This window comes from Bdellovibrio svalbardensis (assembly GCF_029531655.1).
GTDB classification, from domain to species: domain Bacteria; phylum Bdellovibrionota; class Bdellovibrionia; order Bdellovibrionales; family Bdellovibrionaceae; genus Bdellovibrio; species Bdellovibrio svalbardensis.
Window position 1 is genome coordinate 1073028 of sequence record NZ_JANRMI010000001.1, and the last position, 13347, is coordinate 1086374.

General features: G+C 44.4%; 15 protein-coding genes. 10 read left to right on the forward strand and 5 right to left on the reverse strand.

The window, feature by feature from the left end:
• Positions 1 to 45 precede the first annotated feature (45 nt).
• The 7 genes from rpmJ to NWE73_RS05150 all read left to right on the forward strand — a co-directional run bounded on the left by rpmJ (position 46) and on the right by NWE73_RS05150 (position 4027).
• Complete coding sequence (gene rpmJ / locus NWE73_RS05120) at positions 46 to 159, forward strand: 50S ribosomal protein L36 (protein WP_011165332.1); 114 nt, start codon at positions 46 to 48, stop codon at positions 157 to 159.
• A 2-nt stretch (positions 160 to 161) separates the two neighbouring features.
• The gene (rpsM, locus tag NWE73_RS05125; RefSeq protein ID WP_277577204.1) at positions 162 to 536 is read left to right on the forward strand and encodes a 30S ribosomal protein S13; all 375 of its coding nucleotides are present in this window, start codon (positions 162 to 164) and stop codon (positions 534 to 536) included.
• Between the two features lie 17 nt (positions 537 to 553).
• The gene (rpsK, locus tag NWE73_RS05130; RefSeq protein ID WP_277577205.1) at positions 554 to 952 is read left to right on the forward strand and encodes a 30S ribosomal protein S11; all 399 of its coding nucleotides are present in this window, start codon (positions 554 to 556) and stop codon (positions 950 to 952) included.
• 10 nt (positions 953 to 962) lie between these two features.
• Positions 963 to 1589 carry a 30S ribosomal protein S4 gene (rpsD, locus tag NWE73_RS05135; protein WP_277577206.1) on the forward strand — a complete coding sequence of 209 codons (627 nt, stop codon included), beginning with the start codon at positions 963 to 965 and terminating at the stop codon, positions 1587 to 1589.
• Between the two features lie 20 nt (positions 1590 to 1609).
• Complete coding sequence (locus NWE73_RS05140; RefSeq protein WP_277577207.1) at positions 1610 to 2641, forward strand: DNA-directed RNA polymerase subunit alpha; 1032 nt, start codon at positions 1610 to 1612, stop codon at positions 2639 to 2641.
• 183 nt (positions 2642 to 2824) lie between these two features.
• Positions 2825 to 3358, forward strand: a complete 534-nt coding sequence (gene rplQ, locus NWE73_RS05145) for a 50S ribosomal protein L17 (protein ID WP_328517224.1) — start codon at positions 2825 to 2827, stop codon at positions 3356 to 3358.
• A 108-nt stretch (positions 3359 to 3466) separates the two neighbouring features.
• On the forward strand, positions 3467 to 4027 hold the full coding sequence (locus tag NWE73_RS05150) for a TlpA family protein disulfide reductase (RefSeq protein WP_277577208.1): 561 nt from the start codon (positions 3467 to 3469) through the stop codon (positions 4025 to 4027).
• A gap of 87 nt (positions 4028 to 4114) precedes the next feature.
• Here the strand turns inward: NWE73_RS05150 and NWE73_RS05155 are convergent, their stop codons facing one another.
• The 3 genes from NWE73_RS05155 to NWE73_RS05165 form a co-directional block, all read right to left on the reverse strand.
• On the reverse strand, positions 4115 to 5206 hold the full coding sequence (locus NWE73_RS05155; protein WP_277577209.1) for a hypothetical protein: 1092 nt from the start codon (positions 5204 to 5206) through the stop codon (positions 4115 to 4117).
• Positions 5207 to 5702: 496 nt separating this feature from the next.
• Positions 5703 to 7670 carry a TIGR03545 family protein gene (locus NWE73_RS05160; RefSeq protein WP_277577210.1) on the reverse strand — a complete coding sequence of 656 codons (1968 nt, stop codon included), beginning with the start codon at positions 7668 to 7670 and terminating at the stop codon, positions 5703 to 5705.
• Positions 7671 to 7682: 12 nt separating this feature from the next.
• Entirely contained in the window at positions 7683 to 8207 is a 525-nt protein-coding gene (locus tag NWE73_RS05165; RefSeq protein ID WP_277577211.1) for a TIGR03546 family protein, read from the reverse strand.
• Positions 8208 to 8311: 104 nt separating this feature from the next.
• Between NWE73_RS05165 and NWE73_RS05170 the strand changes: the two genes are divergently transcribed.
• Complete coding sequence (locus NWE73_RS05170) at positions 8312 to 9289, forward strand: HAD-IIIA family hydrolase (RefSeq protein WP_277577212.1); 978 nt, start codon at positions 8312 to 8314, stop codon at positions 9287 to 9289.
• A gap of 68 nt (positions 9290 to 9357) precedes the next feature.
• Here the strand turns inward: NWE73_RS05170 and NWE73_RS05175 are convergent, their stop codons facing one another.
• Positions 9358 to 10353: a lysylphosphatidylglycerol synthase transmembrane domain-containing protein gene (locus NWE73_RS05175; protein WP_277577213.1), complete on the reverse strand. Its 996-nt coding sequence runs from the start codon at positions 10351 to 10353 to the stop codon at positions 9358 to 9360.
• A 161-nt stretch (positions 10354 to 10514) separates the two neighbouring features.
• On the opposite strand from NWE73_RS05175, the gene NWE73_RS05180 reads away from it, so the two are divergent.
• Positions 10515 to 11891 carry a mannose-1-phosphate guanylyltransferase/mannose-6-phosphate isomerase gene (locus tag NWE73_RS05180; protein ID WP_277577214.1) on the forward strand — a complete coding sequence of 459 codons (1377 nt, stop codon included), beginning with the start codon at positions 10515 to 10517 and terminating at the stop codon, positions 11889 to 11891.
• Positions 11892 to 11952: 61 nt separating this feature from the next.
• On the opposite strand, the gene NWE73_RS05185 is transcribed toward NWE73_RS05180, so the two are convergent.
• Positions 11953 to 12753: a murein L,D-transpeptidase catalytic domain family protein gene (locus NWE73_RS05185; RefSeq protein ID WP_277577215.1), complete on the reverse strand. Its 801-nt coding sequence runs from the start codon at positions 12751 to 12753 to the stop codon at positions 11953 to 11955.
• Positions 12754 to 13018: 265 nt separating this feature from the next.
• On the opposite strand from NWE73_RS05185, the gene NWE73_RS05190 reads away from it, so the two are divergent.
• Complete coding sequence (locus NWE73_RS05190; RefSeq protein ID WP_277577216.1) at positions 13019 to 13276, forward strand: hypothetical protein; 258 nt, start codon at positions 13019 to 13021, stop codon at positions 13274 to 13276.
• Positions 13277 to 13347 lie beyond the last annotated feature (71 nt).

The window sequence follows — 13347 nt, forward strand, 5'->3', positions numbered from 1 at the left end:
GACTTATTTTTGAGTCGAAATATTAGCAAGTATGGGAAGACAGTTATGAAAGTAAGACCATCAGTAAAAGCAATCTGTAATAAGTGTAAAGTTATCAAAAGAAAAGGCGTTATTCGCGTTATCTGCGAGAACCCTAAACATAAGCAAAGGCAGGGTTAATCATGGCACGTATTCTTGGTGTCGACTTACCTAGAAATAAGCGCGTTGAAATCGCGTTGACATACATCTACGGCATTGGACGTCCTCGTGCGGCTATGATTTGCAAGCAAGTAGGTATTCCTTCTACTCTAAGAACAGAAGGTCTTACAGATGAGCACATTGCAGCTATCCGTGGCATCATTGAGCAAAGCTTCAAAGTTGAAGGTGATTTGCGTCGTGAAATCGGTTTGTCTATCAAACGTTTGATGGATTTGAACTGCTACCGTGGTATCCGCCATCGTAAGGGATTGCCAGTTCGTGGACAGAACACTCGTTCTAATGCACGCACTCGTAAAGGTCCTAAGAAGACGGTAGCTAACAAGAAAAAAGCCGTATAATCAGGAGTGATTAGCAGATGAATACTGAAAATAAGCAAAAAACAGTTGCTAAGAAAAAAGTTAAAAGAAATGTTCCACAAGGGAACTGCTACATCCAAGCTGGTTTCGGAAATGTTATCGTAACGATGACTGATCCAAACGGTGCTACTGTGTCTTGGTCTTCAGCCGGACATCTCGGTTTCAAAGGAAGCCGTAAAGGTACTCCATTTGCAGCTCAAGTCGCGGCAGAAGATGCTGCAAAAAAGGCTATGGAAGCAGGCATGAAATCTGTGGACGTTTATCTAAAAGGACCAGGCGCTGGTCGTGAACCTGCTATTCGTGCGTTGGCAGCAACAGGAATGAGAATCTTGACTCTTAAAGATATCACTCCTGTTCCACATAACGGTTGCCGTCCACCTAAGCGTAGAAGAATCTAAGGAGTATATCGTGAGCTGCATTAACGAAAGTGTTTGTAGACTTTGCCGTCGCGAAAACGTGAAACTTTTCTTGAAGGGTGACCGTTGTTACACTGATAAGTGTTCTTTCGAAAGAAGACCTTATCCACCAGGACAACATGGTCAATCTCGTTTGAAGTTCTCTGAATTTGCACTTCAATTGCGTGAAAAACAAAAAGCTAAAAGATATTACGGTGTTTCTGAGAAACAATTCGTAAAGTATGTGCATGAAGCCAGCCGTTCAAAAGGATTGACTGGTACTGAGCTTCTTAAAAATCTTGAGATGAGATTTGATAACGTAGTTTATGCTTTGGGATTCGCTAACTCTCGCCGCGAAGCAAGACAGCTTGTTAAGCACAACCATTTCTTGTTGAATGGTAAGAGAGCTAACATTCCAAGCATCCTTGTTAACAAGGGTGACGTTATTCAGGTTTCTGAAAAGAGCCGTGAAGTGGCGAAGGTTCAAGCAGCTATGCAATCAGTTGCTAGACGTTCAGTTCCATCTTGGCTTGAAGCAGATCATGGTGCCTTCAAAGGTACTGTTAAGGATCTTCCTAATCGTGAAGACGTAACAGTTGCAGTTGAAGAAAACATGATCGTTGAATACTACTCAAGATAATTTAACCTCTCGGGGGATCCATGCAAGAGCATTATTATAAATTTTGGAGAGAGATGATCAAGCCGAAGGGATTCGAGGTTGATCGTGATTCTCTTCGTGATGACTACGCAAAGTTCATTATCCGTCCCCTCGAAAGAGGTTTTGGGGTTACTCTTGGTAACTCCCTAAGAAGAATTCTTCTTAGTTCTATGATGGGTTCTGCGATTACTGCGGTTAAATTCGAAGGCGTATTGCACGAGTTTACAACGATCCCTGACGTTCTTGAGGATGTTACTGACATCATCTTGAACCTTAAGGAAGTTCGTTTTAAACAATACACTGCTGATGCTTTGACTTTGAAGATCAATAAAAAAGGTCCAGGCAAAGTAACTGCAGCTGATATCCAAACTTCTGATAAGATCGAGGTTCTAAACCCTGATCACCATATCGCAACTTTGGGTGCAAACGGTAACTTCGCAGCTGAGATCATCGTAAGCTTCGGCCGTGGATACGTTCCGACTGAGAACAGAGAAACTGATCTTCCTGTAGGCTTTATTGGCGTTGACGCTCTTTACAGCCCTATCAGAAAAGTAAACTACAATGTTTCTAATGCACGCGTTGGTCAAAGAACTGACTACGATGCATTGACTTTGGAAGTATGGACTGACGGTTCTTTGAAACCTGAAGAATCTGTAGCTCTTTCATCAAAAATCATGAAAGAACAACTTCAGATTTTCCTTACTTTCGATGAAACAATGGAGCCAGCTGAAGAGTCTCGTGAAATGGGTTCTCCTTCTTTGAATGAGAATTTGTTCCGCTCTGTAGACGATCTTGAGCTTTCTGTTCGTTCTGCGAACTGCTTGAAAAACGCTAACATCCGCTACATTGGTGAGTTGGTTGTTCGTTCTGAAGCAGAGATGCTTAAAACTAAAAACTTTGGCCGTAAGTCACTTAACGAAATCAAGGAGATCCTTGGTGAGATGGGACTTGGTCTTGGCATGAAAATCGACGGCTGGCCTCCAGCTGGTTGGGACCCTAGCCAACCTCCTCAAAAGAGAGAAAGCCAACAGTAATCACCATGTTCGGTGATTAGGCGATGGCTCCCTCAAAAGGGGAGCTATTAAGGCGGGATGCCTGAAGCCAGAAGTCTTAGGTTTAGGCCCAAGGCTTCGAAAAAGCGACACTGAGCAATTAAGCTTGAGTGTTCTATCGTGCTGATACCTTGTACGGTCAGCCCGTTTTAATCGGAGTATAAAATGAGTTCACACAGAAGAAGAATTAAGCATTTCGATCGTAAATCTGGCCCTAGAAAAGCTCTTTTGAGAGGACTAGTTTGTTCTCTAGTTGAGCATGGCCGTATTACTACAACTGTTGACCGTGCGAAAGAAACTCGCCGTCACGTTGAAAGAGCGATCACACTTGGTAAAAAAGGTGACTTGTCTACAACTCGTTTGTTGATGTCTCGTTACCCAAATAAAGACGTTGTTAGCGCGATCATGAAAGATATCGCTCCACGTTTCGCGACTCGTCCTGGTGGTTACACTCGTATCATCAAAATCGGTCGTCGTCCTGGTGACACTGCTGAAATGGCATTCCTTGAGTTCGTAGACTATGACTTCGAAGCTAAAGGTGCAGTAAAAGAAACTAAAGCTGCTAAAGGCGCTAAAGCAGAACCAAAAGCTGATAAAGCTGCTGCTAAAGCGAAAAAAGCTGCTACTAAACTAGTTGCAGCTAAAAACAAAAACGTTAAAAAGATCCAGAAAAAAGCAAGAGCAACATCTCGCGCATAGTTTTCTGAAATTTGATTTAATAGTTTTGAAATCAATTAGATTTCCTAAGAAAGCCCAAGCTAATAACTTGGGCTTTTTTATTTTTGGCTCCTGCGATAGGGTGAACTTATGAAACAACATCTTAAAGCTTTTGCGATCGTCGTTATTTTAGGGGCTCTTGCTATCTGGGGCTTCAATACCTTCTTTTTGCCGAAGGTGCAGCAAGCGCCTACAACGATGGCTACGGTCGAATCCATGGAAAAGGACGGGGTGCCGAACTTCTCTGCGAAGACTTTGAGTGGCGAGTCCATCGAGCTTGAGCAATTTAAAGGCAAAGTTGTTATTTTGAACTTCTGGGCTTCTTGGTGTGGACCTTGCGTTGAGGAAGTTCCTTCTTTGATCAAGCTGGTTAAGGAGTTTAAAGGTGATGTCGTCCTTATAGCGATCTCTGGCGACAGCAATGAAGAAGATATCAGAGTCTTTCTGAAGTCTTTCCCTGAGCTCAATGGTGAGCATATAAAGATCGTTTATGATCAAGATCGCTCTAAGATGAAAATGTTCGATATCGCTCGTCTTCCTGAATCAATGGTCTTAAGCGCGGACCACAAGCTTGCGAAGAAGCTTGTGGGCTCTATTAATTGGTACACGAACGACTCTATTGAGTATATGCGCTCTCTTATTAAGAAGTAGAAGGTAGTTAGCTCAAGGTCTCCTCTATAGGCGAGACCTCAATCATGGGTGTTTTTTTCTTTTTATGCGCAGCCTCGATCGTCAGGCTTATTTACAGTCAAATTTTAGATCGATCTTTGTTCCCTCTATCAAAGGTGTTTTGAATTTCATCAAGTTCTTGTCGATAGTGAACTGAGTGAACTCTTGTGAGTTGATCACGACCTTTACGGTTGCGGGATCAGGTTCACACTGCAAAGTCAGATGAGACATGGAGTTTACGATCTTGTCCTTGAAAGTATTTAGACTGCTAGCAAAGTTGGCGTCACAAATACTACCGACACCTCCATCCGTCATATTGGAAGCTTGAGCGTAGATAGCGCCAGGATGGCTAGGTGAAGTACCGCTGGCATCTTGCTTGGCTTCGCACGTTGAATCACCTGGTTTTACGATGATGGAGTTGAAGGTAAATCGCACGTCAGCACCAAAACTGCTTTGGGCTTGAGAGACTAAATTGATTGGAAGGTCTTCGGCCTCCAGGGGCTGATAGCTTCCAGCTGCATCTGTGGCTTTGACCTTTGATTGATCACCGCCGACAGATCGTTCATCTTCATTGGAGACGATGATCACAGAGACTGCAGCACCTGCGCGGTAGCAGCCATTGCCAGATACATTGCTCAATGCACCGGATTTAAAATGTTCGTATGCAGTTTTGATTCCTCGCTCGTCGCCGGAGCCAGCTCCGCCAATCTGAAGTGAGTTCACGGTGTTCACGAAGATCCCATCAAGGTTGGCTGTTCCTCTTTTTAGAAGACTATTGGGAGTTCCTGCTTTTGGAGTGTAGCCCACCCAATTGTAAGACGTTCCCCAAGTTGGAGAGCCACCGACCATGAGTGAGCGGGTTGTCGTCATACACATCTGCCAGTCTATATCGCTGGATTCTAGTGAGGTCACAAAAGAACCAAGGCTGGCGGCGAGTTTTTGAAGATCGGGAAGCATGGAGTTGGAGTCATCAAAGACGACCAGGAAGTCGACCTGTTTATTTCCATAAGCAACCACCTCAGAGAGTGTCACGGTTTTGCTGGGTGTGATAGCCGCCTCTGTTGTCACATCTACAGGTGAAAAGCTCACCTTCGCACAGGCAGCACAGAGGGTTGTCGCAGCACTTAGTAGGAGTAAATTTTTGAAACTCTTCTTTTCCATAATTCGTACCTCTTAAAAAGGTTATCACGATGAGGCCAAGAAAAAATAGTGGGGAGACGCAAATGCGAGGTAAATAAGTTAATAAAAACAATAAGTTATGGAATGTGTCGAATTAATAAGCAGCGTCCTGTAAAGACGTTTGACGGAAGTTTGCAAGATCCTATCTGTAAAAGCGAAGTTCCAAAAAAGTTAGATTTTTTTTACAGAGCAAAGGGCGAGTTTGAATTGATGAAATTGGCGGAGTGCCCTGGTGGGAAGTCTATTTTATGGCTTTCAAAAGGTTCTGTGCTCTGTATGGTGAATCGGAACAAGCTAACAATCGTGCTCCGTGTTTTGCGGGAACTCTTTGTCATGACAACGATGGCTTGCGTGGGAAAAAAAAGCCCCAGCAGAGTGCCGGGGCTTAGAAGCGATTCTATTAATGAGTCCACCCATTTGAAGGCGGGAGAACCGATCTGAACTTTGATAAGTCCGCGGCTTTCGAGAGATTGGCTGCTTACCAACCAAATTGCTTTTTCAAATCGTCGAGGGCTTTCTTGCCCTGTTCCTCAAGTTGCTTCTTCCCTTGGTTTTCCGCATCTTTTTTCGCAGAGTTTACTTTGCTTTCGACTTGCTTCTTTTGGTCATCCAACTGAACTTGGGCTTTCTTTATTTCGCCTTCAAATTGCGATTTCAGTTTGTTGAGCTCGGCTTCAACTTGTGCTTTTTGTTTTCCAATTTCTTGCTCTACGTAGGCTTGAATCTTTTTGCGAGCTTCATCAATTTTAGCCTGGATCTGTTTTTCAAATCCCTTTTGCAGTTCGGGTCCAAGATTCGAGTTGATGGCAAGATCAACTTTAGGAAGAACTCCTTGTCCCTGAGCTGTCAACGTCACGACCGGAATGCCGGCGAAAACAGCTTTCAAGATTTGATCGGCAATTTCATTTTTAGAGGAAACGCTGTAGTCGATCTTTGTAAACTTATTGTCGAGGCTGACATTTAAATCTTTAAATCCGACAAGGCTTCCTTCAATTCCCAGGGCTCCGGTGGCTTTATTGAAGGCAATATGAACATCAGGAGACTGCACCAGTTCTTTGCCTTCAAGGGCATAAGAATCAACCTTCAAGAGGTATTTAATGATTGCATCATCCTTGCGGTTGTCTAAAGAGAGTTTTGCAAGGAAACCAAAAATCTGCATGCCAGGGAAGTCTCCAGCAAGAGTTGCAACCGTAGGTCTGCCAATGAGACGTTGATTTGATGTGATGTCCAGAATTTCACCTTTGATGTTTCCAGCATTCGGCGATGAGCCCGCTTGAGAGCTGACGGCTGTACGCTTCAACCAGAACATTGGATAGGAATTCGGGCGACCGAACTCATATGAAATGCCTTTTTCACGTGGATGCGGTTGGATCGCAACTTCTTCTTCCTCGGTTTTGTCTTGGCCCTTCTTCAAGAACTTCGGTGGAAGGTATTTTTCTGCCAGGTCTTTGTAGCGGAAGAACTTTGCTTTGTAAGGTGCAAGGTAACGACTGAAGACAGCCATCGTCAGGGCTTTGGCATCCAGTTGGGGAATTTTGAAGTGCTGTTCAAGGGACTTGATGTCTACCTTCACTTGCTTCTCAATGTCCTGATATTGAGTCTGCAGAGCTTTTAAATCTTTGCCCAAGTCATCCGTCACCGCTTGGATTTGTTTGTATTTTCCATCGGCGTCTTTGTAGACAGCATCCAACTGCTGAAGGGCGCTGGTGAGCTCTTGAGGTGATTTGAAATCCTTGTATTGGATTTTATTTAAACGATCTCCCAAGGCTTGAATGTCTTTGCCCTGAGGAAGATTTTTAAGTCTGGCGTCCCAGGTTTGCTGTTTGGACTCAAGATCTTTTTGGAACTTCTCAATCATGGCCTTTGAGGGAAGAGTTTCTTGAAGCTTCTGTAGTTGCGCATTGGGATCTGTTCCGCTGAGCATGCCAATGACATCACCCAGAACGTTGTCGCCATAACGTGCTTCAAGTTCTTTTTGTGCATCTGCTTTGAGCTTTCCGCCTTCGGTAGAAAGAACACCAGGCTCATTGGAGACGGGTGGTGGTGGTGCGACCTTGCCCGGTGATTGTCTTTTTACTCCGAATTCGATTTGTTCAACAGCGGCTTCATTGATGACGAACTTCACGCGAAGAAGAGCGTCCCAAAGCATAGAAAAACGAACGTCGCCAATTTTGATAGAGTCGTGAGTTGGCTTTTCTGCGTCAGTGAGTTCGATCCCTTGGATGCGAATGCTGGCATCGAAAAAGCTGGTTTTAAGATCCGCGATATTAACTTCAGCACCTAGAGCCTTGTAGCCCACCCATTCCATTCCGCGACGAAGATGACCGTCAAAGAAGAAGTGGAAATAAAGTCCAACGAGCAAAGAAATGATAGTGAAGGGAATGATGGCACCCCAACGAATGATGCCTTTTTTCTTTTTTGGTAGAGAGTTGATTTCAGTTGTCATGTTGTTGTCGTCCTAACCGTAAAGTTCGTCGTACTTCGTGTACCAGTTATAGAATTTTGTTGCCGTGAATGCTTTCCAAGCTTTGGTTCCTTTGAATCGTGCGACCACAGTGGCTCTGTAAGCGAGGATCAAGGCTTTGAATGCGTAGAATGCAAAGGGGAACAGGACCAGAGAAACAATCATGGAGCCCATCACAATGCTGTTATTAAAGCGAGTCATCGGGACGATCGGCATGTTGTAAAGGCTGACAAAGAGAGGGCGAAGTGGCTCGGCCTCCAGGACAGATTTTCCGAGTAGGTGGGCTGGATAGTCGAAAAGAAAAGCGACAAATTTAAAGAAGAAAGCAGAAAGGAATGCGGCCCCCAATTGAACCCGGAAAATAAAGATAATGAAAAGAACAATGAAGGTTTGAATTGAGAAGAATGGTGCAAAACCCAAAATCAATCCGAGTGAAAGACCGTATGCAAGGGGGCTTGTTTCGGTATCGGAATTGAGTAGTTTAAGAAAATTAAATATCTGCTTTAAAAGTAATGTCATGAATCCTCCGTAAGCCAGCTAGAACTACTCTGAGTTTAGGTCAAAAATGCATGGCGGCAAGCGAAAAACGAGACAGAAGACATGACTTGTCGTAATACTTTCTTATGCAAATTTGGGAACAATTGATTGCCGATACAGTACAGCTTGGTGGAACCTTGGTCTTTATTAAGGAGCAGGTGCCTGCGGACATGTCGCAATGGTTAGCACCCTTTAAGAATTCATCTAATTGCGATCTTCCAGTCGTCACTCGATCTGTTCAGGATTTACTTTCGCGTAAGTTTCAAACCAAGTCTCAAGATTTGATTTTCTTTTTTGAATCTCAAAAAACGTTTATTTCCTCATTGAACTCTGTCTTACAGGGGCAGCGGATTTTATTGGCCGATGGTTCAGCTATTCAGGGGATTGATTTTGCCTGGAAAGAAGCGTCTTTATCTCAATGGATCAGTTCTTTGAAGGCTGTTGAGGCTTATCTCGCATCCGCTAAACCTCTGCATGAAAACCTAAGCACGCAGGAAGCTCCCTGCTTATTCTTGGATCGCGATGACGTGGTTGTGCGGAATGTTCCCTATAACAACGATCCTGCGAAAGTGGAGCTCATGCCTGGGGCGGTGGAGTTGATCAATCAGGCGCATGCTGATGGCTTTTGGGTGGCTTTGGTCACCAATCAATCGGGCTTGGGACGTGGACGTATTTCTTGGCTTGAGTATAAGGGCGTTCATCAGCAAATGTTGCAGCTATTGGCGGCACAAGGTTGTTGGATTGATGAATGTGTCTGGGCTTCATTCATTGAGAATGAAGCGGTGATCGAGGGTCGCTTGTTTGCAAGTCTTCGCAAACCTCGCGCGGGGATGTTCCAGCTGGTGCATGATAAACTTCGCACCAGGATGGCGGACTCATTTATGGTGGGTGACAGCGCGACAGATCTGATCGCCGCTCACTCTGCCGGAGTGAAGCATCTGCATCTGTTCAATTCGGAAAAATTTGCGAAGGAAGAAGCCACTCTTCGTGAATATCAAAAGAATCATCCGCAATTTCAATTTCATGTTCTAAAAAATTTGTCAGACTTAAAGCTCGGAAACTAAAACGGCTATTACTCGAAACGACGCAATGAGTGAAGCAAAAGGTGCCTGGCACCTTTTGCGTTTGCGGGTTAGCTGACTTGTTCTAGGTCTGAAATTTCGGAGTGGCCCTTGAAGCGCAAGTAAAAGAAAGCGCCGAGCAGACTGACCAGGAAGGTTCCGACTTGGAAGGCTGTGATTGTGGTAGGGCCCAAGTCTGATGTTTTTCCATTGTAAATATTGAATAGGAAATAAAAGGCTGCTTGGCCGACACCGACTCCAGCAGGGGAGATGGGGATGGCCGTTGCCATGAAGCCCAGAGGGGCGACCAAGAAGTAAGTTTTCAAAGAAATATCGTTGTAGCCGGCTGTAATGCCGACAAGGTAAAGAAACAGAATCGCGCAGGATTGGGTGATCAGGCTCAACAAGATCACCCACAAAATGCGTTTACCCTGCCTTCCGTAAAGGTGCATGCTTTCATAAAGCTTCAAAAACTTTTCAGACAAAGGCAGCAGGTTGATGGCTTTTTTAAGAATATTTTTCTTATAAAGTTGCTGTGAGAAAACCATCGCAAGAGCCACTGAAAATCCCAAAAACAAAGCGAGAATAAACCAGAACAGCGTCATCAGGCTTGGAACATGGGTGATATGGTCCATGTCGTAGACCATCACCAAAAGAGCCATAAGGATCATGGCGAAAAGCCCCATCACGCGGTCCATCAGAATGCTTGTGACGGCGACCACTTTGCTGCCTGGATTTTGACGAGCGAAATAGTATCCCTTGATAACGTCGCCACCCACGCCTCCTGGCATCGCGAAGTTAAAGAAAATACCGATGAGACTGAGTTTGAATACTGGCCAAGATTTGGCCTTTAAACCCTGAGATTTTATCAGAACTCGCCAACGTTCGCTGGCTAAGAACAGATTGAGGGCAACGAGGCTGAGGGCCATTGCCGCGGGGCCAGGAGCAAGCAGGGCACGCAGGGCAGAGAAGTTCAGTTTGCCCGAAGAAACGAGCCAATAGATAATCCCCGCTGAGAAGACGATTTTTAGAGCCTGAAGCAGGAATTTTTTTGTGTGCTTGATCATGGCTCAGTCATACCCAAAATCCGGGTCTAACTCTACTTAGAAATGATTCTCAAGCCTTAGTTCCTATGACTAAATGGGCCAAATTGTGATGAAAAATACGCACTTGAAGCCGATGATGATATCAATTAAGACTTTATTCGAGATTAGTTCGGAGGTTTTAAGTGATTCCAGTGATTTTATCTGGTGGCAGCGGAACTCGGTTGTGGCCTGTATCGCGTCAGCAAATGCCGAAGCAGTTTTGCACCATTTTTGATAAGTCTTTGCAGACCTTTACTTTGCAAAGAAGCCTGCGCTTGGGATCGCCTTGGATCGTCACTTCGAAAGCCTTGCAGACTCTGACGGAGCTGAATCTCAAAGATAATAAAGCCTCTGGGGTGCAGGTAGTTTATGAACCCTTCGGGAAAAACACGGCTCCGGCAATCGCAGTTCTTTGTCAGCTTCTAAAGCTACAAGGCAAAGCGGATGAGGTTGTTGGTATTTTTCCTTCCGATCATTTGATTACAAAAGAAGATGTCTTCCTGAACGTTGTTGAGTTCGCAGCTTCGGTTGCAAAAGATAACAAAGTTGTCACGTTGGGCATTAAGCCTTCTTATCCAGAAACTGGTTATGGATATATTCAAACCGAGCCAACGAGTTTTAAAGATAAAGGTTCGTTGAAGGCATTCTCTGTCGTGAAGTTTCATGAAAAACCTTCCCTGGAAAAAGCACAGGAGTTTTTGGCGCACGGAAGCTTTAGTTGGAACGCTGGAATTTTTGTTTTCAAGGTTTCCCACATGGCCAGTCTTTTTGAAAAACACCAACCTGAAATGTGGGCTTTGGTTTCGACATTGAAGGCCGACTCTTCAAATCTTGAAGAGATTTATACAAAAGTAAAAAGCATTTCCATCGACTACGCCATCATGGAGCATTTGAGCGGTGGGGAGTTGACATGCATTCCTGCGGAATTTGGCTGGAGTGATGTGGGCTCTTGGGATGCGGTGGCCTCTTTGCAAAAGGGTCATGAGGTTTTGAATGTCTCTGGTAAAGATAACTTTGTCTTTGGTGACGACGACAAACATTACTCATTTGTGGGGATTGACGACGTTATCGTTGTAGATACCAAAGATGCCCTGATGCTTGTGAAGAAGGGTCATTCACAGGATGTTCGTCATGTTGTCGAAGCATTGACGAAGCAACAATCCAAGCTCGTGAAAGAGCATGTCTACGAATATCGTCCTTGGGGTTATTTTGAAATCTTGAAGGATACCGAGAATTTTAAATCCAAAGTGATCCGTGTAAATCCTCATGCGCAGATCTCTTACCAGTCTCACGCCAAGCGTGAAGAACATTGGACGATCACAGTGGGATCTGGTGAAGTTGTTCTGAATGATCAGGTGATTCCGGTCCAAGCGGGGAGTCATATTCATATCCCATTGGGAGCGAAGCATCGCATTCGCAACAACACTGAGCATATGCTGGAGTTTGTGGAGGTTCAGTTAGGAACCTACTTCGGGGAAGATGATATCGTCCGCTATCAGGATGATTACAAGCGCTCTTAAACAAAAAAACCTTCGCCTTTAGGACGAAGGTTTTTTGCTTTAGAGAGGCTGCAGAAGAAGACTATTTCTTTTGGAAATCCTCTTCTTCATTTGGAAGATCTACGTCAGCCTCGTCTGGTTGATCGTGGATTTCCTGGAGTGTCGGAGTATCTTGAATTTTGCTCATGAGGTCTTTTTGATAGGCATAGATCACGCCTCCGTCTTTAAAGAGTGTAATCATTTTTTTGATAATTCCAGGGGCAACTGCCGGGCAACCCCAGCTGCGTCCTAAGCGACCACTGCTTGCAACAAACTCTGGAGAGACGTAGTTTGCTGCGTGTACAACTATGTCACGAGCTGCAGCTTGGTCGTTTGATTTTTCGAGACCATAGAGGTTCAAAGACTCACCATGGCCGCCGAAGTAGGTTGATCCACCTAGGTAGAATCCCAAGGATGACATTTTAGAACCGTCGAGGTTGGAGAATTTCGTAGCGATACGAACGCCAGATCCTTTTCCGTGAGCTACAAAGTGCTTGGAAACTGTACCTTTTTGCAGATCAAGAATAAGTAGGCGTCTTGAATCTGAAGGCTCTGAGAAATCAATGATAGCGATATAATCCGATTTAATATCGATACTTCTGTCGGTGAGGTAAGCGTCACCTTCTTTGGGACGAACTTTGGTTTTTACTTTGATTGTTTTTCCGCCATTGGTGTCCATAAACTCAAGGGATCTTTGCAGAGCCTGCTCTGGCACCCCTTGTTTTTTAAAGAGATCATAAAGACGTTCGCCATTTATCTTTTTGTCAGCCAAGCCTTCGGCGAAGGCGTGAGTGTTGAAAAAAATCACGGTGAGAATGCTTAACATTTTGAACTTGTTCTTCATGGTACCCTCTGGAACGTGTGAGTGCAGTATCCGAGCGGGGGAATTACAAAGGCCGTGCCATAGAAAGACCAGTCGGAAAGGCCTTAAATTTGAGCTGAATGTTCCATAAGTCATGAAGTGGAGACCGTGGGCGGCACCTGTTAAGTTCTTAGACAGTGAAGATCCGTGCGGTTTGGCAAAGAATAAATAACTGACAATGGGGATAAGGTTTGTTTCTATAAATGAGTCCGAAAAGTTCGGAGTGAAACAAGTTAAGGAGTTTTCTATGAAAATAATGATCGTTCTTGCATCTCTTTTGTGGAGTTCTTTTGGTTTTGCGGCAAAGACATATCAGGTGACCGGCCCTGTTCTTGAGGTGACTGATAGCAAAATTATCGTCGAAAAAGGTAAAGACAAATGGGAAATGGACCGAGGCGAAGCGACGAAAAGCGATGTTAAGGTTGGGCAGAAAGTGACTATTGAGTACACAATGACTGCTAAGAACATTGAAGTGAAAGAAGCTAAAGAGAAAAAGAAAAAATAGTCCTAGGGTTGATTCAATATTTAGGGCTGCTCTTGGAGCGGCCCTTTTTTATTTCAACTGTCTTAAGTTTT

What these genes read in the sequence shown, in the direction of transcription:
- rpmJ (WP_011165332.1), top strand. Translation starts at nt 46, where the DNA reads ATGAAAGTAAGACCATCAGTAAAAGCAATCTGTAATAAGTGTAAAGTT.
- rpsM (WP_277577204.1), top strand. Translation starts at nt 162, where the DNA reads ATGGCACGTATTCTTGGTGTCGACTTACCTAGAAATAAGCGCGTTGAA.
- rpsK (WP_277577205.1), top strand. Translation starts at nt 554, where the DNA reads ATGAATACTGAAAATAAGCAAAAAACAGTTGCTAAGAAAAAAGTTAAA.
- NWE73_RS05140 (WP_277577207.1), top strand. Translation starts at nt 1,610, where the DNA reads ATGCAAGAGCATTATTATAAATTTTGGAGAGAGATGATCAAGCCGAAG.
- rplQ (WP_328517224.1), top strand. Translation starts at nt 2,825, where the DNA reads ATGAGTTCACACAGAAGAAGAATTAAGCATTTCGATCGTAAATCTGGC.
- NWE73_RS05150 (WP_277577208.1), top strand. Translation starts at nt 3,467, where the DNA reads ATGAAACAACATCTTAAAGCTTTTGCGATCGTCGTTATTTTAGGGGCT.
- NWE73_RS05155 (WP_277577209.1), bottom strand. Translation starts at nt 5,206, where the DNA reads ATGGAAAAGAAGAGTTTCAAAAATTTACTCCTACTAAGTGCTGCGACA.
- NWE73_RS05160 (WP_277577210.1), bottom strand. Translation starts at nt 7,670, where the DNA reads ATGACAACTGAAATCAACTCTCTACCAAAAAAGAAAAAAGGCATCATT.
- NWE73_RS05165 (WP_277577211.1), bottom strand. Translation starts at nt 8,207, where the DNA reads ATGACATTACTTTTAAAGCAGATATTTAATTTTCTTAAACTACTCAAT.
- NWE73_RS05170 (WP_277577212.1), top strand. Translation starts at nt 8,312, where the DNA reads ATGCAAATTTGGGAACAATTGATTGCCGATACAGTACAGCTTGGTGGA.
- NWE73_RS05175 (WP_277577213.1), bottom strand. Translation starts at nt 10,353, where the DNA reads ATGATCAAGCACACAAAAAAATTCCTGCTTCAGGCTCTAAAAATCGTC.
- NWE73_RS05185 (WP_277577215.1), bottom strand. Translation starts at nt 12,753, where the DNA reads ATGAAGAACAAGTTCAAAATGTTAAGCATTCTCACCGTGATTTTTTTC.
- NWE73_RS05190 (WP_277577216.1), top strand. Translation starts at nt 13,019, where the DNA reads ATGAAAATAATGATCGTTCTTGCATCTCTTTTGTGGAGTTCTTTTGGT.